Origin of the sequence: Streptacidiphilus jiangxiensis (genome assembly GCF_900109465.1) — a bacterium.
Classification (GTDB): domain Bacteria; phylum Actinomycetota; class Actinomycetes; order Streptomycetales; family Streptomycetaceae; genus Streptacidiphilus; species Streptacidiphilus jiangxiensis.
Map to the genome: position 1 here is coordinate 81,356 of NZ_FOAZ01000022.1, position 20,959 is coordinate 102,314.

The window sequence follows — 20,959 nt, forward strand, 5'->3', positions numbered from 1 at the left end:
AGCCCCGACCGCTGCTCAGCTGTAGACCGACTGCCGCTCGGTCAGCGCGAGCTCGACCATCTCCACCAGGACCTCCTTGACGGAGTCCCGCTCTCGCGCGTCGCACAGCACCACCGGCACGTCCGGGCTGAGGTCCAGCGCGGTGCGGACCTGATCGGCGGGGTAGAGCTGGGCGCCCTCGAAGCAGTTGACGGCGACCACGAAGGGGATGCCGCGCCGCTCGAAGTAGTCGACCGACGGGAAGCAGTCCTCCAGCCGCCGCGTGTCCGCCAGGACGATCGCGCCGAGCGCGCCCTGCGCCAGCTCGTCCCAGACGAACCAGAAGCGGTCCTGTCCGGGCGTCCCGAAGAGGTAGACGGCGAGACCGGGCCGGATGTCGATCCGGCCGAAGTCCATCGCCACGGTGGTGGTGTTCTTGCCCTCCACGCCGTGCGTGTCGTCGACGGGTCGCCCCGCCTCGCTCAGCCGTTCCTCCGTCCGCAACGGACGGATCTCGCTGACGGCTCCGACGAGCGTCGTCTTGCCCGCGCCGAAGCCGCCGGCCACCAGGATCTTGACGGCGACGAACGAACCGTCGCCCTGCGTGCCACGCATCACGGGCGCATCATAGGCCGCGCGAGGTGACGCGCATAAGTGGGGTCCCCGGTTGTCACTTGGGGATTCACTTGGGGATCGTCGCCGCCAACTGCGTGAAACGCTGCAGGCTCTGCGTGTAGGCGACGGGCGTCACGTGCACGGGGCCCGTGTAGGGGTGGGTCATGTGCAGCACCATCCACACCCCGAAGCCGACCACCGCGCCCACCAGCCCCAGCGCGACGGCCTCCCGGCGGTGGAAGGTGAGCCCGGCGATCGGCGCGTAGAGCAGCACCAGCATCGCCGTGCAGATCAGCGCCGGGTACAGCGGCCACGGCATGGTCGCCATCGTGTCGGCCAGCCGGACCTGGCGGGTGGTGTAGACGGCGGTGAGGTCGCTCAGCTCCTGCTCGCGCGGGGCCGACACCGGCTCCGCGGTCACCGCCGCGCGGACGGTGTCCAGCCGCTGCCAGGAAGTGGGACTGGCCTGACCCTTGGCCATCGCGGGCCACTCGTCGTGGATGACGGAGGTGACATAGGCGTGCAGCAGCGGGCGGGTGTGCGCGTCGGCGTCGGTGTAGGCGGCGTTGAGGGCGCGGGACTCGTCGAGGGTGTGGCCACGGGCGGTGTTGAGGTTCGACCAGGAGCCGGCGATCAGGAAGGCGGCGATGAGCACGAAGGAGGAGAGCGAGGCGGAGCCGAGGAAGGCCAGGGCGCTGCCGGAGAAGTTGCCCTCGCGGGAGCGGGTGGTCCGGCCGAACAGCGCCAGTACCAGGACCGCGACCGCGAGGCCCACGAGCGCGGCGAACAGGAATCCGAGGTCCATTCAGCGTCCCCTTCCGAAGATCTGGTGAAAGGCGCCGGTCCCGGCGGCGACGAGAGCCGGGATGGTGATGGCGACGTAGACGAACGCGGCCTCGGGTGCGCCCGGCGCGGCGGCGACCTCGGGCGCGGGCAGGGGTTTGGGCATCGCGGTCGCGGTGTGGTGGACGACCGGACGCGGCGGCAGCGCGTGCGTCGGCGTGGAACGCGGTGGGGGCCGCAGCGGGACGTACGGGCGCGGTACGTACGGGCGCGGATGGACGATCGCACAGTGCGGCGGCACCGGGAAGGGTGGCGGCTGCGGCGGGGTGTGCGGGCGTCCCGGGCCGACCGGGGGGACGACGGGGACCGGCGGCGGCGGACAGATCCGTGGCTCCATGCGGCGAAGCTGCCCAGCGCTCCGGGCGATAGCGCGCGGGCAGGGCCGATTGACCCGTCCGGGGCGGCCAGGGCCACGGTTTGACGAACACCCGTCCGCAGAAACGGTCACGCGGACGAGTTTCGGATGGTCAGAGCGCGCGCAGACCCCGGATCACCTCGCGCAGGATCGACTCGTCCGGCAGCTGCGCCGCGGGCACGGGACGGGTGACCTCGATCAGGTCGGCCTCGAACAGGTCGCCGAGCAGGATGCGGACCACCCCGAGCGGCAGGTCGAGGTCGGCCGCGATCTCCGCCACGGAGAGCGGGCGGACCCGGACCAGCTCCAGGATCGCCTCGTGCTCCGGGTCCTGGGTCTCCTCGTCCACCCCGCCGCCCTCGCCGGCCGCGGCGCTGATCTGGGTGACCAGATCGAACACCTCCGCCGCGGCGTGACGGGTGCGGCCGCGGGTGAGGGTGTACGGGCGCACCAGCTGGCCGAGCTCCTCCTCGTCGGCGAAGCCCTCCTCGGCGAAGCCCTCCTCGGTGACGTCCGCGTCGGTGAAGGCCGACGGGTCCTCGAAGCCGTCCTGCTCCCCCCGCATCGGTCTCACCCGGCCGAGCCGCCGCGCGGCTCCGTACCGAGGTGCTCGCCGACGCGACGGACCAGCAGGGCCATCTCGTAGGCGATCAGGCCGACGTCGGCCTCGGACTCGCTGAGCACGGCAAGGCAGCTGCCGTCGCCGGCCGCGGTCACGAACAGGAAGGCCTGGTCGAGCTCGACCATCGTCTGCCGGACCTCGCCCACCTGGAAGTGGCGGCTGGCGCCCTTGGCCAGGCTGTGGAAGCCGGAGGCGACCGCGGCCAGGTGCTCGGTGTCCTCCCGGGCCAGCTCGCCGGAGGCGCCGGTGGCCAGACCGTCGCTGGACAGCACCACGGCGTGCCGGATCGTGGGCACCCGCCGGACCATGTCGTCCAGAAGCCAGTTGAGGTCGCCGGACGGCTTCGTCGTGGCTGTCATCGGGTGGTTCCTTCCGCAGTCGGTTCTGTGTTCGCGTTCGCCGGGAGCTGGTCTTCGGGGGTCGGCGGGCGCTGCTCGGAGCGTCCGCGGACCAGGCCGCGCTGGAAGGCGCCGAAGGTGGCGCGCGCCTGCTCGGGGGTGCGGTCACCGGCGGAGCCGGGACGCGCGGCGGGGGGCTGCGGTGGCGCGGCGTCGGTGCGGCGCAGCTGCGGGGCGAGGTTGGCCTGCCGCACGCGGCGCGGCAGCGCGGGCGCACCGCCGGGCGGCACGATGCCCGCCGCGGTCATCGAACCGATCGCGTCGTCCACGGCCGGCAGCAGCTCGACGGCGAGGTCCTCCTCGCTCAGCACCTCGGCGTCGATGACGTCCGCGTCGGTCCGCCCCTCCGTGGGAGCGCCCAGGAGCTCGGCGCTGAGGACCTCGTCCGTCAGCACCTCCTCGGCCAACAGCTCCTCCGAGAGGACCTCCTGGCGGACCGACAACGCGGCCTTGGGACGGCGGCGGGGCAGTCCGCCGGTGCCGGCGGACTCGTCGGGGGTGTGCGGGCGCGGGCCGCCGAGGCGGCCGGGATAGGCGCGGGTGGCCGAGGCCAGCCGACCGCTGGTGGCGCGCCCGGTCTCGGCGGGTGTGTCGCGCAGGCCACGGGTCAGCGACGGCGGCAGCGCGTACTCGCCCGATCCGGTGCCCGCGGCGTCGCCCGCTGCCGTGCGGGCCACGGAACCGGCGCCCTCGGCGTCGCCGGGGCGCGGCGCGGCGGCGGTCAGCAGCTCGTGCGGCAGCAGCACCACGGCGGTGGTGCCGCCGTACGGGGAGCGCCGCAGCGAGACGCGGATCTGGTGACGGGCGGCCAGGCGGCTGACCACGAACAGACCGAGGCGGTCGGTGTCGCCGAGGTCGAAGTCGCCTCCGGTGGCCAGGCGGTCGTTGGCGGCGGCCAGCGCCTCGTCACCCATGCCGAGACCGCGGTCGTCGACCTCGAGCACGAAGCCGTGCGCGACCTCCTCGCCGACGATCCGCACCTGGGTGTGCGGCGGCGAGAAGACGGTGGCGTTCTCGACGAGCTCGGCGATCAGGTGCACCAGGTCGGAGACGGCCCCGCCCGCCACCGCGACCGGCGGCATGCGGTGCACGCGCACCCGGGCGTAGTCCTCGATCTCACCGACGCCGGCGCGGACGACATCCAGGACGCGGACCGGGCGACGCCAGGAGCGGCCCGGCGCGGCGCCGGAGAGGATGATCAGGCCCTCGGCGTGGCGGCGCATACGGGTGGTCAGGTGGTCGAGCCGGAACAGGTCCTCCAGCTCCTCCGGGTCCTCCGCCCGCCGTTCCATCTCGTCCAGCAGGGAGAGCTGGCGGTGCAGCAGCGCCTGGCTGCGGCGGGCAAGGTTGACGAAGACGGCGGCGACGCCGCGGCGCAGCTCCGCCTGCTCGACCGCGGCCTCGATCGCGGCGCGCTGCACGGCGTTGAAGGCACGGCCGAGCTGGGCCAGCTCGTCGGGTGCGGTGGGCCGCCCGCCGGACTCGTCGGGTGCGGTCAGCGGCGGGGCCTCGACGGCGACGTCGACCTTCTCGCCGTCCCGCAGGCGACGCATCACCGACGGCAGGCGCACGCCCGCGAGTTCGAAGGCGCCGTCGCGCAGCCCGACCAGCTCGCGGACCAGGCGGCGGCCGATCCGCAGCGAGATCACGATGGTGGCGATGACGGCGAGCAGGCCGATGAGCCCGGCGATGCCGTCGCGCCAGATCACCTGCATCGCGTAGCTGCGTCCCTGCTCGCCCGCGGTGGTCGCGGCCTGCTGGTCCAGGGCGCTGAGGCTGTCCAGGACGCGGTCGGCGGTCTCGCGCCACTGCGGGTAGTTGAGCCGGTTCTCGTGCTGGGCGGCGCCGAGCGCGCCGGAGTAGTTCTCCAGCGAGTTGAGCTCGGAGTAGTCCGAGCCGTCCTGGAAGTCCTGGTACATCCCCTGCAGCGGCTGGGGCAGCTGGGCGGTGTGGACGCGGAAGAGCAGCTGCTCGGTGGCGGCGGTGGAGAGCAGCTCCTGGAACTGCTGGTCGCTCAGCGGCGCCTGCAGGTGGGCGCCCTCCTCGAGCGCGTCCTCGCGCGAGATGTACTCGCGGGCGCGCACGATCTCCACGAGGTTCTGCGCGGTCCGGGCGAGGTCGCCGGCGGGGATGTCGCTGAGCTCCAGGCGCAGGGTGAAGAACGGGTCCTGGACGTTCGTGTACCAGACGTAGACGCTGAACCAGTCGAGGTAGTGCTGCTCGACCGCGGTGCGCTCGACCCTCAGCGCGGCCACCTGGTCCTGGATCGCGCGCAGCGCGGTCGCCTGGGCGTCGCTCAGGTCGCCGCGGTGCCCGCCGTCGTTCGCGTGTTCGCCGAAGACCTGCGCGGCCGCGTCGGTCCGCTGCTCGGCGGCGCGCAGCGGCGCCAGCAGCGTGGTCGGGACCGCGGTGCCCCTGACCTTGGTCGCCGCGAACGCGACGGCGGCGCGCCGCTCGTCCTGCAGGGCTCTGGACAGGTCGTCCGCGGGGTTGCCGTACCAGCGGTAGTTGTCGACGACCTTGAACAGCCCCCAGACCTGGGTGGCCGAGACCACGGACGTGTAGGCCCACAGGCCCGTCAACGCGGTGAGCGGCACCAGGAGCAGCGCGGTGATCTTCGCGCGGATGGATCTGCGGCGGAGTCGCATGGGTTCCTCTCGGGGCCCGGCAGAATCGCGGCGACTCTACTACTTGCACGTGCGTCAGTTCGACCGTCGGTGGCCTCAGGGAACCCTCCGTTTCCAAAGGAACGTGACACCGAGCCACCACAAAGCGGACACAAGGGAGATTCACTGTGAACACAAGTGATCCACAACCGATCGGTCCATCGAAAATCCCGCTTGAGCGGATCATGAACAGAGCCTGGTCACGCCGCGTGGAAGTCCGGTGAAGTCGGCGGACGACCTCTGGTCACGCGATGTTTCCGAGAGGTAACTTGCCGTTTCGGTAGGGCGCCCGTCCATCGGGGTGTCGGTGATGGGGGGAGCCCAGTGCGCGAGTTCAGTGTTCCGGCGCTGGCCCGATGCCCCAAGGCGGAGGGGTTGGCCGAGTCCGTCTACCGGACCGCCCAGGAGACACCCGACAAGGCCGTGCTCGCGCGGCGCAACGGGGACGGGTGGGTGGACGTCGACGCGGCCGCCTTCCGGGACCAGGTGCTGGCCGTCGCCAAGGGCCTGCTGCAGAGCGGCATCCGCTTCGGCGACCGCGTCGCCGTGATGGCGCGGACGCGCTACGAGTGGACCGTGCTGGACTACGCCCTGTGGTCGCTGGGCGCGCAGCCCGTGCCGGTCTACCCGACCTCCTCCGCCGAGCAGCTGCGCTGGATCCTCGCCGACACCCGCGCCGTCGCCTGCGTCGTGGAGCACGAGGACCACGCGATGACCGTCGGATCGGTCTGTGACGGGCTCACCGACCTGCAGCACATCTGGCAGCTGGACGCGGGAGCGCTGGAGCAGCTCGCCCTCACCGGGCAGGCCGTCCCGGACGAGGTGGTGAACCAGCACCGGCAGGCCGTCGTCGCGGAGACCGTCGCCACCGTCATCTACACCTCCGGCACCACCGGCCGCCCCAAGGGCTGCGTGCTGACGCACGGTAACTTCCTCGCCGAGGTGGAGAACATCCTCGCCCGCTACGGCGAGGTCTTCGACGGGCGCGGCGGCGAGGAGCCGGCGACGCTGCTGTTCCTCCCCCTGGCGCATGTCTTCGGCCGGATGATCCAGGTGGCGGCCGTACGGGCGGGCATCCGGCTCGGGCACGAGCCGAGCACCGCACCCGCGGACCTGCTGCCCGCGCTGGCCTCGTTCCGGCCCACGTTCCTGCTCGCGGTGCCGTACGTGTTCGAGAAGATGCTGCGGCGCGCGCGGCAGCGCGCCGAGGAGTCGGGACGCGCCGCGGCCTTCGAGAAGGCCTACCACGCGGCGGTGCGCTATGCGGAGGCGCTGGAGCGGCAGGCGTTCGACGAGGGCCCGGGGCCCTCCGCGACGCTGCGGATGCAGCACCAGCTCTACGAGTCCCTGGTCTACGGCAAGGTCCGCGCGGTGCTGGGCGGACGCCTGCGCTACGCGATGTCCGGCGGCTCCGCGATGAGCCGCGAGCAGGCACTCTTCTTCCGGGGCGCGGGCGTCACCGTGCTGGAGGGCTACGGGCTGACCGAGACGACCGCCGCCGCCACCGCGAACCCACCCGAGCGGGTGCGCTTCGGCACCGTCGGGACACCGATCCCGGGCACGAGCGTGCTGATCGCCGAGGACGGCGAGGTCTGGGTCTCCGGCGGCCAGGTCTTCCGCGGCTACCTGCACGACGCCGACTCCACCGGCCGCACCCTGCGCGGCGGCTGGCTGGCCACGGGCGACCTCGGGCACCTGGACCGCAACGGCTACCTGCACATCACCGGCCGCAAGAAGGAGATCATCGTCACCAGCGGCGGCAAGAGCGTGGCCCCGGTCGCGCTGGAGGACCGCATCCGGACGCATCCGCTGGTGGGTCACTGCGCGCTGGTCGGCGACGACCGGCCCTTCGTCGCCGCGCTGATCACCCTCGACGCCGAGGCCCTGGACCACTGGCTGCGGGTCCGCGGCCGCCCCTCCCTGACCCCGCAGGAGGCTGCCGCCGACCCGGACATCCACGCCGAGCTGCAGCGCGCGGTGCTGGCCGCGAACACCGCGGTCTCCCGCGCCGAGTCGGTCCGCGCCTTCCGCGTGCTGCCGATCGACTTCACCGAGGAGTCGGGCCTGCTGACCCCCTCACTGAAGCTCAGACGCCGCGCCATCACCCGCGCCTGCGCAGCGGACATCGATGCCCTGTACTCGGACGCCGCGTCAGCGGCGCACTAGGGGCGACTCACTCTTCGTACACGAGCTCCAGCTCGAAGCCCTGGCCGTCCACGAGGTGCAGTGCCTGCCCCGTGTCGATCCGCTCCTGCCAGCCGACGGAGAGCGCGATCGAGCGCAGCGCGGAGTCACGCGCCAACGCGGGCGCCCGGAGGGCCAGGTGGTTGATGCCCGCGCGCATCCGGTCGTGTCCGCCCGGACGCAGCGCGGGCGACTGTTCGATCACCACATAACTGCCGCCGGCGCGCCAGCTGCGGCCGTTCTCCCACTTCTGGAACGGCTCGCAGCCGAGCGCGGTCAGTACCGGCCCCCACTGCTTCTCGGCGAGGGCGAGGTCGTCCATCCACAGCTCGACGTGGTGGACCAGAGGATGATCGTCGGTCATGCCGCCCAGTATCAGGCGTGCGCGCCGAACACAGGGAGATATCCGCCGGACTGGCCGTTGGCGGTCGGGTGGTACGACTCGTATATCGGCCAGGTCGTGCTGTGCAGCCACTCGCTGTCGGTGCAGATCTCGTGCCCGGAGAAGGCCGAGCGGACGTCTCCGAAGGAGAAGTTGCCGTACTTGGCCACCTCCTTCGCGGTGACCGACGCGAGGTCGTCCGCCGCGCCGTTGATCGCGGTCCGGCTGGTGTTGCTGATGCCGAAGAGGCAGTCACCGGGGACGGCGTAGAGGTGGGGGTAGTCGAGGACGACCACGTGGGCGTTGGGGGCGTGGGAGCGGATCGCGGAGTAGACCGCGTCGAGCTTGGCGGCCAGCTGGGTGTTGATGAAGTTCTCCGCCGAGTTCACCGCGGACAGGCAGGAGCTGGTGCCGTCCAGCACGCAGGTCTCCATCGTCGAGGAGAAGCCCGCGTCGTTGCCGCCGATGGTGATGCTGACCTCGGTGGTGCCGCTGTTCAGCCCGGAGAGCTGGCCGCTGAGCACGTCCGCGGTGGTCGCGCCCGAGCAGGCGGCGAAGGTGAAGCTGGAGGGGGCGTGGGCCTTCTGCCACAGGTAGGGGTAGGCGAGCGTGCTCCGGTAGCAGGAGCCGCTGGCGGAGATGTAGCTGCCGCTGCCGACGCCGGAGGAGTAGGAGTCGCCGAGGGCGACGTAGCCGCCCGTGGCCGCCTGGGCGGAGGGCGCCAGGGCGAGGCCGCCCGTGAGCAGGGCGCCTGCGGCGAGCGTGCTCGCCAGGAGTCGTCTGGACGCGGGCATGCGCATGGAACCTCCACTTGTGGTGGTGGTGCACGACTGTGGGGTGGGGCACAGGTGGACGCGCGTCACGCACCTGTGTACCAGTCGGTAACCACTGCGGGAAGTGTCCATGCCACCGTTGTGACACGAATGGTGGAATGGCTGCGCTTTATTGACAGACCGTCAGGTGAAACTGCGTCGGCAGACGTCAGCAGAGGAAGGAGAGACGCACGGTCCGGGTGGGGTTGTCGCCGTTGGTGTCGATCAGCACCACCGACTGCCAGGTGCCGAGCGCGAGCCGGCCGTCGACCACCGGCAGGGTCGCGTGCGGGGCGACCAGACCCGGCAGGACGTGGTCGCGGCCGTGGCCGGGGGAGCCGTGGCGGTGCCGCCAGCGGTCGTCGGCCGGGAGCAGCTCGCGCAGCGCGGCCAGCAGGTCGTCGTCGCTGCCGGCCCCGGTCTCGATCACGGCGATGCCCGCGGTGGCGTGCGGCACGAAGACGTTGAGCAGACCGTCACCGCCCGCGGCCACCTCGTCGAGGAACGCCGCGCAGTGGTCGGTGATGTCCACCGCGGTCTCGCGGTGCCCGGTGGTGAGCTGGAGCGTGCGCGTACTGAACGTCATGCGCCCCATCATCCACGGGGACGCCGCGGGAGACGTCAGCCGCCCAGCAGGCGGCGCAGGTGTTCCTCGTCCGCGTCGCTGAGGCCGGAGACGAAGCGGGCCAGCACCGCCTCGCGGTCCTGCTCCTTCTCCAGCTCGCTGCGCATCCGCCGCGCCGCCAGCCCGGGCGCGTCTGCGACCTCGCGCGCGGGGGCGTAGGCGAAGGCGCGGCCGACACGGGTGCGCTCGACGACGCCCTTCTCGTGCAGGCGCGAGAGGATGGTGTTGACGGTGGTCCGAGCCAGCCCACCCCCCAGTGCCCGCTGGATCAGGGCCGGCGTCATCGGGCCCGACGCGGCCCACAGCACGGAGAGCACGCCCGACTCCAGCTCACCCGGATGCCGTCGCTGCCCCTCGGTCGCCACCTCGGAACCACCTTCCGTCGTCTTCGCGATTCCACAGTTCCATCCACTACAGTGACACGGAACGACTACACGTGTGTAGATGATAAACGATTCGACCCGACACCAGCAGCCACTATCGCAGGAGGATCGACCCCCATGGCCCCGGACCCCTCGGGCGTGCACCAGCTCGCGGTGAACATCCTCGACGCGAACTCGCTCCTCGCCGCCTTCGGCGCGCTCGGCATCGCCGTCGTGCTCTTCGCCGAGACCGGCCTGCTCGTCGGCTTCTTCCTGCCCGGCGACTCGCTGCTCTTCACCGCCGGCCTGCTCTGCACCACCAGCAAGGACGGCGTCCACCTGAACCTCGGCTCCGTGCTGGCCTGCGCCATCGTCGGCGCGCTGCTCGGCGCCCAGGTGGGCTTCATGATCGGCCAGAAGGGCGGCAAAGCCCTGCTGGGCCGCACCAAGAACAAACACCTGCTGGCCGGCTCGGAGCGGGCCGAGGAAATCCTGGCCAAGTACGGCTACGCCAAGGCGATCGTCCTGGCCCGGTTCATCCCGGTGGTGCGCACCGTGCTCAACCCGATGGCCGGCGCGCTCAGCGTGCCGGTGAAGAAGTTCACGCTGTGGCAGGTCGTCGGAGGCCTGCTGTGGACCGTCGGCGTCACCATGGCCGGCTACGCGCTCGGCTCCAGCATCCCGAACATCGACAAGTACCTGCTGCCGATCATCGGCCTGATCGTCGTCGTCTCCCTCATCCCGATCGGCCTCGAACTGCTGCGCTCCCGCAAGAGCAGCGCCTCCGCGGAGTGACCACCCCCTTGAACACCGTGAACAACCTTGCTCTGAACGGCGCCTCCATCGACGGAGGTCTGTACACCTGGATCACCCGGCAGGCGCAGAGCGCTCCGCACTGGCTCGACAACGTGGTGTCCTTCTACGCCACCCTCGGCCTCGGCTTCTTCGCGCTGCTGATGGTCTGGGGCTGGTGGCAGGCCCGCCAGGCCCGCAGCGCCACCGCGATGGCGACGGCGCTGGCGGTGCCGGTGGCGGTGGTCCTCGCCTACGTGGTGAACGACGTGCTCAAGAGCGTCTTCACCGAGGTCCGACCGTGCCAGGCCATCGCCCACACGGTCACCCTGCAGCCCTGCCCCGGCGTGGGCGACTGGTCCTTCCCCAGCAACCACGCCACGATCGCGGCGGCCTCGGCCGCCGCGCTGTGGGTGCTGGACCGCAAGCTCGGGATCATCGCCTCGGTGCTGGCCCTGTTCATGGCCTTCTCCCGGGTCTGGGTCGGCGCGCACTACCCGCACGACGTCGTCATCGGCCTGGTGGTCGGCACGGCCGTCGCCATCCCGGCCACGCTGGCCGCCCGCCGCTACGCCCCGCCTCTGGTGGTCCGGCTGCAGAGCGGCGCGCTGCGCCCCCTGCTGACGGCCGCCTGACGGCCACCGTCCGCACCTCGACACTGACTCACAGCTCGACTGACGCCCCCGGCTCCAGGCGCTCGTACGCCGTGCCGGGGGCGATGTCGTTCAGCGCGTACCCGGCGGTCCCGAGCCCGATCTCGCTCAGCCCGCCGTCGTGCACGGCGAGGGCGCGCCGCGCGCCGACCGCGTTGGTGTAGTCGACGACCTCGCCCAGCTTGGACCAGGGCGCGTGCACGGGCAGCAGCAGCGTCTCGACCGGCTGGTCGGGAACGGTCAGCGCGTCACCCGGGTGGAAGATCCCCTCCACCAGGAATCCGGTGTTGGCGACGATCGGCCAGTGCGGGTGCACCAGCGCGTGCCACTCGCCGTGCCCCTGCACCTCGAAGCCGGCGGCGGTGAACGCGTCCCCGTGCCCGACGACGGCGACCCGCCCGGCGCCGACCCCCTCCAGCTGCGCCGCGACGGACCCGACGGTCCACACCCGCAGGCCCGGATTGGCCTCCAGGGCGCCGCGGAGCGCAGCCTCGTCGAAGTGGTCCTGGTGCTCGTGCGTGATCAGGACGGCGTCGGCGCCGTCCATGGCGACCGGATCGCTGTAGACGCCGGGATCGATGACGAGAACGCTGCCGTCCCGCTCCAGACGGACACAGGCATGGCCGAACTTGGTCAGCTTCATGATCCCGAGCTTATGCCCGTTCCGGGTCGGACCGGCTGCTGGAAGACGACCTCGGGGTAGGCGCGGGACGGCCCGTCGAACAGCGGCTGCGGGACGCCCTTGAGCTGCAGGTCGAAGAAGGCCCTGACGTAGCTCCTGGTGATCGCCAGCGAGCGGGCGGCGGCGATCTGCTCCCCCTGGATGGGGTAGCCGACCTCGGCCGCCAGCACGGGCAGGTCGGTGAAGTCCAGGTGCGTCGACCCGGTCACCGTCAGCCACCGCTTCCAGCCGTCCAGCAGCGGCCAGTCCGTCGACCAGCTCGTCTCGCCACCGCCCACGGTGTGGTCGGTGGAGTTGCCGAGCAGCAGGAGCGGCCGACGCCCGAGGCCGGCGACCGGCAGCCCGTCGAAGATCGCGCCGTCCAGATCGGCTCCGGCACGCACCCGCCGGTCCGTGGCCATCACCGGGACGGTGGCCGCGCCGCCGAGGGAGTGGCCGGCCATACCGATCCGCCGGGAGTCGATCAGGTGCGCGTAGCGCCAGACAGGATGCGCTCCGGCGAGCTGGTCGAGGACGAAGGACACGTCCTCGGCCCTGCTGTCGGCGATGGCCACCGGGCCGGGCGCGTCGGGCGAGTCGCTGCACAGGAGCGTGCAGGTGAGCGTCCGGCCGTCGGGGAAGGTGGTCCCGGAGTCCTCGTAGGTGTGGTCGACCAGCGCGACGACGTAGCCGTGGCTGGTCAGGTCCACCGCCAGCGCGGTCAGGGTCTGCCGGGGCAGCCCGAAGCCGGGCGAGAGCACCACGAGCGGGTAGCGGCCGTGGTCCGGCCTGGCGTCGGTGAAGGCGTAGGTGCGGGTGTCGGCGAGCAGGTGCGGCGGCAGACCGGAGCCGGGGGCCCGCTGGTCCAGCAGCAGCTTCGCCTCGGTGGCGTTCATGTAGGGAGCCGGCCTGCCGGTGCCGCGCCGGGCGGGGTAGTACAGGGAGACCATGAGCTGACGCGGCCCTGCGCTCGGCACCCAGGGGTCCTGGCGGTGCCGGTCCACCAGGTGGAGCACGTCGACGCCGACCGCGTACGGGCCGGTGGGGCGGGGCAGGGCGAGCTGGACGGCGGCGCGAGCGGCGACAGGCACGGGAGCGGCCGAGGCCGTACCGGCTGCGACGATCGGCAGGGGCAGGACGAGAGCGAGGGCCAGGGCCGTCGCGGCACTGCGGAGAGTGGTCATGACGAGAACGCTAGGCAGTGGCAGCCGACGGACCGTCACCGCCGGGAAGGAGCGCGACCCCGACTGTTCCCCTGGCTCCGGCGGCCACCAACCCGTAGTACTGGAGGGCTACATGACCGACAGTCCGGTCAGAGCGCGGTCTCGCCCCACTCCCTGGTCCGGATCCGGACCACCCGCTCCACCGGGGTGACCCAGATGCTGCCCCGGACACCGGCCACGGCGATCACGTGGACGATGTCCGGCGCGTCCGCGTCCGGCGTGACGAGGTCCAGGCGGACGGCCGGCTGGAGCTCGACCCGTCGGCGCGTGCCGCGGTAGACCTCGTCGTGGGCGGGCCCGACACCCCGGGCGAACACCGTGGTGACGGTGACGCCCGGGATGCCGAGGGTGCGTAACGCCTCGTGGACCCGTTCGAAGCCGGAGGCGGGCAGCACGGCGGTGATCAGCTTCACGGCTCGGCGGCAGGTTCGGCGACCGGCTCCGCCGCCGTCACCGGCGCCTTCGCCGCCGACGCCGACGCCCCTACGGCGGCCAGGCCCTCCTCGCTGGGGTACGCCTCCTCGTCGTGCACCGCGAGGTCGCCGATCTCCAGCACCTCGTCCGGGGCGCGGAGCTTCACGAACAGGCCGATGGCCTTGAGGATCACGAAGGTCATCACCGCGTCCCAGACGATGATCGTCCCGGCCGCGCCCAGTTGCACGAGCAGCTGCTTGGGGTGGCCGTGGAACAGCCCCGCGACGGAGAAGACGCTGCCGTCCTTGTTGTAGTAGACCGCCATGGCCGGGTCGGCGAACAGGCCCACCAGCAGGCCGCCGACCAGTCCCGCGACACCGTGGGTGTGGACCACGCCCAGGGCGTCGTCCACCTTCTGCATGAAGCGCAGCTTCCCCAGCTTGTTCCAGGACAGCCAGACGATCACCGAGGCGATCAGGCCGACCAGGATCGCGCCCACCCCGGTCACGAAGCCGGCCGCCGGCGTGATCGCCACCAGGCCGACGATCATGCCGTTGATCGCACCGAGGAAGGTCGGCTTGCGCTGCGGCCCGGCGAACATGTCCAGCAGCAGCCAGGTCAGCAGGGCGACGGCGGTGGCCAGGTTGGTGTTCAGCACGGCCGCGGCCGCGTTCTGACCGCCGAAGTACATGTCCCCGCCGTTGAAGCCGTTCCAGCCGAGCCACAGGATGCCCGCGCCGACCGCCACCATCGGCAGGTTGTTCGGCACGGCCCTGGCCCGGTCCCGGGCCAACCGCGGCCCGATCACCGCCGCGGCGACGAAGCCGGAGGTGCCGGCGGCGAGGTGGATCACGTAGCCGCCGGAGTAGTCCAGCGCCCCGGCCTGCGCCCACCAGCCGCCGCCCCAGAGCAGGAACGCGTTGACGGAGTAGACGATGCCGGACCAGAGCGGCACGAACAGCAGCCACGCCTTGAAGTTCATCCGCCCGATCACGCTGCCGAGGAAGAGCAGCGGCGTGATGGCCGCGAAGGCGAACTGGAAGTAGGCCAGCGTGGACTGCGGGAACCGGAAGTCCGGCATCGCCCCGGTGCCGCTGACGAGCGGAATCGCGGCCTTTCCGGTCTCCGCTCCCGCGCTGGTGATCGTGCCCGGCCTGCCGACGGCGGAGTTCAGAATCCCGGGGCCGAGGTGGAGTGGTGATCCGAAGCTCATCTTGAACTCGTAGAGCACCCAGGCCACGAGAACGATCGAGAAAGCGCTGAACGCCATGAGCATGGTGTTCACAGCCCATTTGCGCTGCACCAGTCCGGCGTAGAGCACGGCGATGCCGGGGATGCTCATCAGGCCCACCAGCGTGGCTGCCACCAGCTGCCACGTGTTGTCGCCCGCGTTGAGCCAACTAGGGTAGGGAATCACGCGATCGTGCCTCCCGTCGTGGGAATCGTTTCTCCGGACGGTGGGCTCGGCCCGTTTCCCTGACGTTTCGTCAGCATTTCTGCGCGGCAAAAACCTTCATTCGCAGGAGAGCCAGTGATCCGACCCGCCGAACCCGCCGATCTCGCGGCTGTCGCGGCGATCTACGCCCACTACGTCACGGAAACCGTGATCACCTTCGAGGAGACGCCGCCGAGCGTCGCCGACTGGCAGTCGAAGGAATTGCCGGTATTCCTCGTCGCGGAGATCGACGGCGAGATCGCGGGCTACGCCTACGTGAGCCAGTACCGCCCCAAGCCCGCCTACCGGTTCACCGGCGAGAACTCCATCTACCTGGCCCCGGGCCGCACGGGCCAGGGCCTCGGCAGCGCGCTGCTGGACGCGTTGCTGACGGAGTGCCGGAAGACCGAGCTGCGCCAACTGGTCGCCGTCATCGCGGACTCCGGCAACGACGCCTCCGTCACCCTGCACCGCCGCTTCGGCTTCGAGCAGGTCGGCCGGCTGCGGAACGTCGGCTTCAAGCACGGACGGTGGATCGACACGACGCTGATGCAGCTGCCCCTTTAGGGGCGCGAGGAACTACGCGAGAAACCACTGATGAGCAGATGGTCCTCAATGCGCAGGGCCATCCGCACGCCATTGGTTTCTCGCGCAGTTCCTCGCGCCCCTGCGGGTTCTCACCGTTCCAAAGGTGTCCACCACTGCGTGCGGCGACGCCCCACGCCCGTGCTGCGGGCCGCGGCGCGTTCCACGCGGGCACGCTTGACCGTACGGAAGCGCCGTGCGCGCCCGCGCGCGAGGTCCGCTGCGCCGATGAGGCCGGCGGTGTTGCCGAGGCGGGCCTCGAGGACGTCCGCCTCCGGGCGGAAGCCGCGGCCGGTGAGGTTGCGGCGGTAGGCCTCCCGCGCTGGGGTGAGCAGGAGCTCGCCCGCCGCGGAGACGCCGCCGCCGATGACGAAGCGGCCCGGATCCAGCGCGGCGGCGAGGTTGGCGAGGCCGAGGCCGAGCCACTGGCCGATCTCCTGGAGGAGTTCGACCGCACAGGGATCACCCGCCTGGGCCGCCTCGGTGACCAGCGGGCCGGTGATCGCCGAGACGTCGCCGTCGACGCGGTCCAGCAGCGGCTGCGCGACCGGCGACTCCGCCGCCGCCAGCTCGCGCGCCTCACGGACCAGCGCGTTGCCGGAGGAGTACTGCTCCCAACAGCCGCGGTTGCCGCAGGGGCAACGGTGGCCGCCGGGAACGACCGTCATGTGGCCGAACTCGCCGGCCATGCCGTAGCGGCCACGCTCCAGCCGGCCACCGCGCACGATCGCACCGCCGATGCCGGTGCCGAGGTTCACCATCACCAGGTGCTCCTCCCCCGCGCCCGCGCCGAAGCGCCACTCCGCCCAGGCGGCGGCGTTCGCGTCGTTCTCGACGATCACCGGCAGCTTGAGCCGGTCCGTCAGGGCCGCCTGCAGCGGCTCGTTGCGCCAGCTCAGGTGAGGTGCGAACAGCACCCGCGCGCGATGGGCGTCGACGAAGCCGGCCGCGCCGATGCCGACCGCGTGGACGTCGTGCCGGTCGGCGAGGGAGAGCACCAGCTCGGTGATGACGTCCTCGACGACCTTGGGGCTCTTGCTCTTGTGGGGCGTCTCGGTGCGCAGCTGCTCCAGGATCCGGCCCTCGCCGTCGACGACCCCGGCGGCGATCTTCGTGCCGCCGATGTCGATGCCGACCGTCGGCAGGCGCAGGGCCGTCCTGCGGACGTACTCGGCGTAATCGCTGCTCAACTCGCGTCCGATCCGATCCGTGTTCGCGCTGGTGGGTGGCTTGGATGTCCATCCTGCCGCGTCACCGGCACCCGGCGCGATTCGGGATCAGCTCAGTTCGAGGGCGAGGAAGAAGTCCACCCGGTCCTCCAGGCGCGAGAGGTCACGCCCGGTCAGCTCCTCGATCCGGCCGATGCGGTAGCGCAGCGTGTTGACGTGGACGTGCAGCGCGGCCGCGCAGCGGGTCCAGGAGCCGTCGTAGCGCAGGAACGCCTCCAGGGTGCGGACAAGGTCCGCCTGGTGCTCGAGGTCGTAGCCGATGACGCGGTCCAGCAGCCGGGAGCGGAACGCACGGCGCACCTCGTCCGGGACGGCGGCCAGCAGCAGCACGTGCGAGGCCAGCTCCTCCGGGCCCGCGACGCACAGGCGGCCGAGCCGGGCCGCGGCGATGCGGCGGGCGTGCCGGGCCTCCTCCAGAGCGCCGCGCAGGCCGCCCACGCCGTCGGCGGGCGCGCTGACACCCACGGTGAGCCGACCCTCCGGGCCGAGCCCGGCCTCCAGCGGCGCGAGCAGCTCGGCCAGCACCTCCGAGGCGGTCCGCTCGCCCTGCGGCAGCGGCAGCACCACGACCGCGGCGTCGCCGTCGTCGCCGACCAGGGCCCGGTCGTCAAGGCCGGTCAGCGCCTCGGCGACGGCCTCGCGGGCCTCCCCCTCGGCGAGCGCCTGCCCCGCGACGGAGACCACGACCCAGCTCTGCGGCAGCGGCAGCTCGGGGCCGCTGCTCATCGCGTGCGCGGCCTCCATGGCGCGCAGCAGCTCGTCCGGCGCGGCGTCACGCTGCAACAGCGTGATCATCTCGTCGGCGAGCCGTGCCCGCAGGGTGCGGCCGTCGTCGCGGCGGACGCGCTCGGCGGAGACCAGGCGGGCCAGGTTCTCGGCGAGCTGGCGGCGCTTGGCGGTCCAGTCGGTGATGTCGCCCTCGACCGCGAGCAGCCACTGCGCGAGCGGCGTGCCGCCGGGGACGGGCAGCAGCGAGAACTGGCGATCACCCACGCGGGTGCGGCTGGCCGGGGTACTGCGTCGGCGCTGCGCCTCCAGGTGCGCGCGCACCAGCGCCTCCCGCTCGGGCCCGTCGAGCCCGTCGACGGGCCCGGCGACGAGGCGGCCGGTGGGCGTCAGCACCCAGCTCTCCAGGTCGACGTCACCGCCGAGCAACTGGAGCACGGCGTCCAGGCCTGCGCCGCTGGCGGCGGAGACGAGCATGCGGTGGCGGTCGACGAGCGCGGAGAGGTCCGCGGCGCGGTCGGCGGAGACCTGGCGGTTGACGTACTCGGCGACGGAGCCGAAGGCGACGTCGTCCGGGACGGCGAAGAGCGGCAGGCGGTGGCGCTCGCATGCCTCGATGAGGTCCTGCGGCACGGGCCCGACCTCCGCCTCCCCGGCGGCGAGGCCGGCGGCACCGCCGGAGGCCAGGTGGCGGACGAAGCGCTCGGAGTCCTCCGACTCGTAGCGCCACAGCATTCCGGTGAGCACGAGCTCACCGCCGTGCAGGTACCGACTGGGGTCGCGCAGGTCCGTGGTCATCACGCCGGTCACCACGCGGTCGAGCTCTTCACCTCCCGCGAGCAGCCGCATCGGCGGTGCGGTGGGAGCGAGCAGCGCACCGATCCGCACGTCGGGTACCTCCGAAACTCGGCAAAAGGGATGGGCTTCCGGGAGACGGTACCCGAACCCCCAGGGGCGCGAGGAATCGATCCGAGCTGTGGTTGCACTATCTCAAGGGGCGCGGGGAACTGCGCGAGAAACCACCGGCGTGCGGATGGCCCTGCTCGCTGAGGACCATTCGCACGCCGGTGGCTTGTCGCGCAGTTCCCCGCGCCCCTGATGGGTGCAACTACTTGCGGGAGTATCACTGACCCGGTCGCGCCCACGCGGCGGAGCCGCACATGTCACGGCCCCGCGCCCCTGATGGGTGCAACCACTTGCGGGAGCATCACCGACCCGGTCGCGCCCACGCGGCGGAGCCGCACATGTCACGGCCCCGCGCCCCTGATGGGTGCAACCACTTGCGGGAGCATCACCGACCCGGTCGCGCCCACGCGGCGGAGCCGCACATGTCACGGCCCCGCGCCCCTGATGGTGCTCGCTTGCCTAGCCCTCCAGTCCGCGCCGCTTCAGCAGCGGCTGGATCTCCGGGGCACGGCCGCGGAACGTCGCGAACGCCGTCATCGGGTTCGCGGAGCCGCCCGGGGCCAGGAGGACGCGGCGGAAGATCTCGCCGCACTCGCGGACGGAGAGTTCCGACTCCTTGAACCACTCCACCGTGTCCGCGTCCAGGACCTCGGACCACATGTAGCCGTAGTAGCCCGCCGAGTACCAGTCGCCGGCGAAGACGTGGGCGAAGTACCCGGTGCGGTAGCGCGGCGGGATGGACGGGTGGGCCAGGCCGAAGCGCCGCAGCGCGGCCGCCTCGAACGCCTCCGCGTCGCCCGCGCCCTCGCCGTCGGGGGCGGAGTGCCAGGCCCAGTCCAGCAGGGCCGCACCGAGGTACTCGACGGTACGGAAGCCCTCGCCGAAGTTCTGGGCCTCGCGGACCCGCTCGACCAGCTCGGCCGGCATCGGCTCGCCGGTCTCGACGTGGCGGGCGTAGTTGCCGAAGACCTCCGGCCACTCCATCCACATCTCGTTGACCTGCGAGGGGTACTCGATGAAGTCGCGCGGCACCTCCATGTACTGCGAGGGGTGGATCACGTCGGTGAAGAGCCCGTGCAGCGCGTGACCGAACTCGTGGAAGAGGGTCCGCACCTCGTCCCAGGTGAGCAGGACGGGCTCGCCGGCCGGGGGCTTGGCGATGTTGAGGTTGTTGGTGACCACGGACTGCTGGCCCAGCAGGGTCGACTGACGGACGAACTCGTGCATCCAGGCGCCGCCGCGCTTGGACTCGCGAGCGAAGAAGTCGGCGATGTAGAGGCCGATCGGGCGGCCGTCCGCCTCGCGGACCTCGAAGACGCGGGCGTCGGGGTGGTGGGCGACGAGCTCGGGGCGCTCCTCGAAGGTGATGCCGTAGACGAGGTTCGCGGCGTGGAAGACGCCGCGGACCAGGACGGACTCCAGCTCCAGGTAGGGGCGCATCTGGGCGCCGTCCACGTCGTAGCGCTCCTTGCGGACCTGCTCGGACAGGTACTGCCAGTCCGCCGCCGCGACCCGCTCCACGCCCGCGCTGGCGGCGAGCGCCGCGCCCTCGCGGTCGGCGTTGGCGACGGCGGGGGCGACCAGGCCACCGAGCATGGACTCGACGGCCTCGGTGCTGCCGGAGGTCTGGTCGGCGACGACGTAGGCGGCGTGCGAGTCGAAGCCGAGCAGGCGGGCTCGCTCGGCGCGCAGCGTCGCCATGCGGACGGCGAGCGGGCCGTTGTCCTCGATGCCGCGGGCGAGCGAGGCGTCCAGCAGGCGGGCGCGCAGCTTCGGGTCGGTGAGCGAGGCCAGCTCGGTCTGGTTGGAGAAGTTCTTCAGGCTGAGCACGTACTTGCCGTCGTGGCCGAGTGCCTTGGCGTTCTCGGCGGCGGCGGCGATCTGGCCGTCGGGGAGGCCGTCGAGCTCCTCGGGGGTGTCCAGGACGACGGCGGCGGCCCGGGTGCCCTCGAAGAGGTTCTTCTCGAAGGCGGAGCCGAGGGTGGCCAGCTCGGCGTTGAGCTCGCGCAGGCGCGCCTGGCCGGACTCGTCGAGCTGGGCGCCGCCGCGGACGAAGCGGTTGTGCCAGTACCGCAGCACCCGCAGCTCGTTCGCGTCCAGGCCGAGCTCCTCGCGGCGGGCGTGGACCGCGTCGATGCGGGCGAAGAGCGCGGGGTCCAGCTGGATCGCGTCGGTGTGCGCGGCCAGCCGGGGCTGGATCTCCCCGTCCAGGTCCCGCAGCGCGGGCGTGGAGTCGGAGGCGACCACGTTCTCGAAGACGAGCTGCACGCGGCGCAACAGCTGTCCGGTGCGCTCCAGGGCGACCAGGGTGTTGTCGAAGTCGGCCGGCTCGGGGTTCGCGGTGATGGCGGCGATCTCGGCGAGCTGCTCGGCCATGCCGGCCTCGAGGGCGGGCCGGTAGTGGGCTTCCTCGATCTGCGCGAAAGGCGGAAGCTCGTAGGGGAGCGGGCTGGGCTGCAGGAACGGGTTCGGCGTCGGCTGAGTCACAGCTC

The 20,959-nt window shown here is 72.0% G+C and carries 21 protein-coding genes; 4 read left to right on the forward strand and 17 right to left on the reverse strand.

What is annotated here, in order from left to right; all coding sequences use genetic code 11:
• Window positions 1-15: 15 nt before the first annotated feature.
• The 6 genes from BMY61_RS33645 to BMY61_RS47205 form a co-directional block, all read right to left on the reverse strand.
• The gene (locus BMY61_RS33645; protein ID WP_042452437.1) at window positions 16-594 is read right to left on the reverse strand and encodes a GTP-binding protein; all 579 of its coding nucleotides are present in this window, start codon (window positions 592-594) and stop codon (window positions 16-18) included.
• A gap of 67 nt (window positions 595-661) precedes the next feature.
• Entirely contained in the window at window positions 662-1,399 is a 738-nt protein-coding gene (locus tag BMY61_RS33650; RefSeq protein WP_042452434.1) for a bestrophin-like domain, read from the reverse strand.
• Entirely contained in the window at window positions 1,400-1,774 is a 375-nt protein-coding gene (locus BMY61_RS33655) for a hypothetical protein (RefSeq protein ID WP_042452432.1), read from the reverse strand.
• Between the two features lie 130 nt (window positions 1,775-1,904).
• Window positions 1,905-2,357 (reverse strand): DUF742 domain-containing protein, encoded by a 453-nt coding sequence (locus BMY61_RS33660; protein ID WP_042452429.1) that lies wholly within the window; start codon window positions 2,355-2,357, stop codon window positions 1,905-1,907.
• Window positions 2,358-2,362: 5 nt separating this feature from the next.
• On the reverse strand, window positions 2,363-2,773 hold the full coding sequence (locus BMY61_RS33665; RefSeq protein ID WP_042452427.1) for a roadblock/LC7 domain-containing protein: 411 nt from the start codon (window positions 2,771-2,773) through the stop codon (window positions 2,363-2,365).
• Window positions 2,770-5,460 carry a sensor histidine kinase gene (locus tag BMY61_RS47205; protein ID WP_052439007.1) on the reverse strand — a complete coding sequence of 897 codons (2,691 nt, stop codon included), beginning with the start codon at window positions 5,458-5,460 and terminating at the stop codon, window positions 2,770-2,772. The genes BMY61_RS33665 and BMY61_RS47205 overlap by 4 nt, the downstream gene beginning before the upstream one ends.
• Before the next feature lie 342 nt (window positions 5,461-5,802).
• Here BMY61_RS47205 and BMY61_RS33675 point away from each other — a divergent pair, with 342 nt between their 5' ends.
• A complete protein-coding gene (locus BMY61_RS33675; protein ID WP_042452425.1) occupies window positions 5,803-7,644 on the forward strand; it encodes an AMP-dependent synthetase/ligase in 1,842 nt (613 codons plus the stop codon).
• Window positions 7,645-7,651: 7 nt separating this feature from the next.
• Here BMY61_RS33675 and BMY61_RS33680 read toward each other — a convergent pair whose 3' ends face one another.
• From BMY61_RS33680 to BMY61_RS33695, 4 genes are all read right to left on the reverse strand, one after another.
• Window positions 7,652-8,026: a VOC family protein gene (locus BMY61_RS33680; RefSeq protein ID WP_042452422.1), complete on the reverse strand. Its 375-nt coding sequence runs from the start codon at window positions 8,024-8,026 to the stop codon at window positions 7,652-7,654.
• 11 nt (window positions 8,027-8,037) lie between these two features.
• Complete coding sequence (locus BMY61_RS33685) at window positions 8,038-8,844, reverse strand: SGNH/GDSL hydrolase family protein (protein WP_425314723.1); 807 nt, start codon at window positions 8,842-8,844, stop codon at window positions 8,038-8,040.
• Window positions 8,845-9,025: 181 nt separating this feature from the next.
• On the reverse strand, window positions 9,026-9,442 hold the full coding sequence (locus BMY61_RS33690; protein WP_042452416.1) for a secondary thiamine-phosphate synthase enzyme YjbQ: 417 nt from the start codon (window positions 9,440-9,442) through the stop codon (window positions 9,026-9,028).
• Window positions 9,443-9,477: 35 nt separating this feature from the next.
• Complete coding sequence (locus BMY61_RS33695; RefSeq protein ID WP_042452415.1) at window positions 9,478-9,846, reverse strand: BlaI/MecI/CopY family transcriptional regulator; 369 nt, start codon at window positions 9,844-9,846, stop codon at window positions 9,478-9,480.
• A 135-nt stretch (window positions 9,847-9,981) separates the two neighbouring features.
• On the opposite strand from BMY61_RS33695, the gene BMY61_RS33700 reads away from it, so the two are divergent.
• Both BMY61_RS33700 and BMY61_RS33705 read left to right on the forward strand, forming a co-directional pair.
• Window positions 9,982-10,638 carry a DedA family protein gene (locus BMY61_RS33700; RefSeq protein ID WP_042452412.1) on the forward strand — a complete coding sequence of 219 codons (657 nt, stop codon included), beginning with the start codon at window positions 9,982-9,984 and terminating at the stop codon, window positions 10,636-10,638.
• A 17-nt stretch (window positions 10,639-10,655) separates the two neighbouring features.
• On the forward strand, window positions 10,656-11,270 hold the full coding sequence (locus BMY61_RS33705; RefSeq protein WP_052439016.1) for a phosphatase PAP2 family protein: 615 nt from the start codon (window positions 10,656-10,658) through the stop codon (window positions 11,268-11,270).
• 28 nt (window positions 11,271-11,298) lie between these two features.
• Here the strand turns inward: BMY61_RS33705 and BMY61_RS33710 are convergent, their stop codons facing one another.
• The 4 genes from BMY61_RS33710 to BMY61_RS33725 form a co-directional block, all read right to left on the reverse strand.
• On the reverse strand, window positions 11,299-11,931 hold the full coding sequence (locus tag BMY61_RS33710; RefSeq protein WP_042452407.1) for an MBL fold metallo-hydrolase: 633 nt from the start codon (window positions 11,929-11,931) through the stop codon (window positions 11,299-11,301).
• Window positions 11,928-13,133 carry an alpha/beta hydrolase family protein gene (locus BMY61_RS33715; protein ID WP_042452405.1) on the reverse strand — a complete coding sequence of 402 codons (1,206 nt, stop codon included), beginning with the start codon at window positions 13,131-13,133 and terminating at the stop codon, window positions 11,928-11,930. The genes BMY61_RS33710 and BMY61_RS33715 overlap by 4 nt, the downstream gene beginning before the upstream one ends.
• Before the next feature lie 128 nt (window positions 13,134-13,261).
• Window positions 13,262-13,585: a P-II family nitrogen regulator gene (locus BMY61_RS33720; RefSeq protein WP_042452403.1), complete on the reverse strand. Its 324-nt coding sequence runs from the start codon at window positions 13,583-13,585 to the stop codon at window positions 13,262-13,264.
• A complete protein-coding gene (locus BMY61_RS33725; RefSeq protein WP_082015270.1) occupies window positions 13,582-15,003 on the reverse strand; it encodes an ammonium transporter in 1,422 nt (473 codons plus the stop codon). Before BMY61_RS33725 ends, BMY61_RS33720 begins: the two co-directional genes overlap by 4 nt.
• Before the next feature lie 114 nt (window positions 15,004-15,117).
• On the opposite strand from BMY61_RS33725, the gene BMY61_RS33730 reads away from it, so the two are divergent.
• A complete protein-coding gene (locus BMY61_RS33730) occupies window positions 15,118-15,588 on the forward strand; it encodes a GNAT family N-acetyltransferase (RefSeq protein ID WP_042452400.1) in 471 nt (156 codons plus the stop codon).
• A gap of 110 nt (window positions 15,589-15,698) precedes the next feature.
• Here BMY61_RS33730 and BMY61_RS33735 read toward each other — a convergent pair whose 3' ends face one another.
• From BMY61_RS33735 to BMY61_RS33745, 3 genes are all read right to left on the reverse strand, one after another.
• Window positions 15,699-16,796, reverse strand: coding sequence for an ROK family glucokinase (locus BMY61_RS33735; protein ID WP_236656255.1), 1,098 nt, complete (start codon window positions 16,794-16,796; stop codon window positions 15,699-15,701).
• A gap of 87 nt (window positions 16,797-16,883) precedes the next feature.
• The gene (locus tag BMY61_RS33740; protein ID WP_042452395.1) at window positions 16,884-18,449 is read right to left on the reverse strand and encodes a PucR family transcriptional regulator; all 1,566 of its coding nucleotides are present in this window, start codon (window positions 18,447-18,449) and stop codon (window positions 16,884-16,886) included.
• 477 nt (window positions 18,450-18,926) lie between these two features.
• A complete protein-coding gene (locus BMY61_RS33745) occupies window positions 18,927-20,954 on the reverse strand; it encodes a M3 family metallopeptidase (RefSeq protein ID WP_042452392.1) in 2,028 nt (675 codons plus the stop codon).
• Window positions 20,955-20,959 lie beyond the last annotated feature (5 nt).

Excerpts from the sequence above, each read along its gene's own strand:
- BMY61_RS33680 (WP_042452422.1), bottom strand. The coding sequence starts at position 8,026 with ATGACCGACGATCATCCTCTGGTCCACCACGTCGAGCTGTGGATGGAC.
- BMY61_RS33715 (WP_042452405.1), bottom strand. The coding sequence starts at position 13,133 with ATGACCACTCTCCGCAGTGCCGCGACGGCCCTGGCCCTCGCTCTCGTC.
- BMY61_RS33685 (WP_425314723.1), bottom strand. The coding sequence starts at position 8,844 with ATGCGCATGCCCGCGTCCAGACGACTCCTGGCGAGCACGCTCGCCGCA.
- BMY61_RS33700 (WP_042452412.1), top strand. The coding sequence starts at position 9,982 with ATGGCCCCGGACCCCTCGGGCGTGCACCAGCTCGCGGTGAACATCCTC.
- BMY61_RS33710 (WP_042452407.1), bottom strand. The coding sequence starts at position 11,931 with ATGAAGCTGACCAAGTTCGGCCATGCCTGTGTCCGTCTGGAGCGGGAC.
- BMY61_RS33650 (WP_042452434.1), bottom strand. The coding sequence starts at position 1,399 with ATGGACCTCGGATTCCTGTTCGCCGCGCTCGTGGGCCTCGCGGTCGCG.
- BMY61_RS47205 (WP_052439007.1), bottom strand. The coding sequence starts at position 5,460 with ATGCGACTCCGCCGCAGATCCATCCGCGCGAAGATCACCGCGCTGCTC.
- BMY61_RS33645 (WP_042452437.1), bottom strand. The coding sequence starts at position 594 with ATGCGTGGCACGCAGGGCGACGGTTCGTTCGTCGCCGTCAAGATCCTG.
- BMY61_RS33665 (WP_042452427.1), bottom strand. The coding sequence starts at position 2,773 with ATGACAGCCACGACGAAGCCGTCCGGCGACCTCAACTGGCTTCTGGAC.
- BMY61_RS33660 (WP_042452429.1), bottom strand. The coding sequence starts at position 2,357 with ATGCGGGGGGAGCAGGACGGCTTCGAGGACCCGTCGGCCTTCACCGAC.
- BMY61_RS33655 (WP_042452432.1), bottom strand. The coding sequence starts at position 1,774 with ATGGAGCCACGGATCTGTCCGCCGCCGCCGGTCCCCGTCGTCCCCCCG.
- BMY61_RS33690 (WP_042452416.1), bottom strand. The coding sequence starts at position 9,442 with ATGACGTTCAGTACGCGCACGCTCCAGCTCACCACCGGGCACCGCGAG.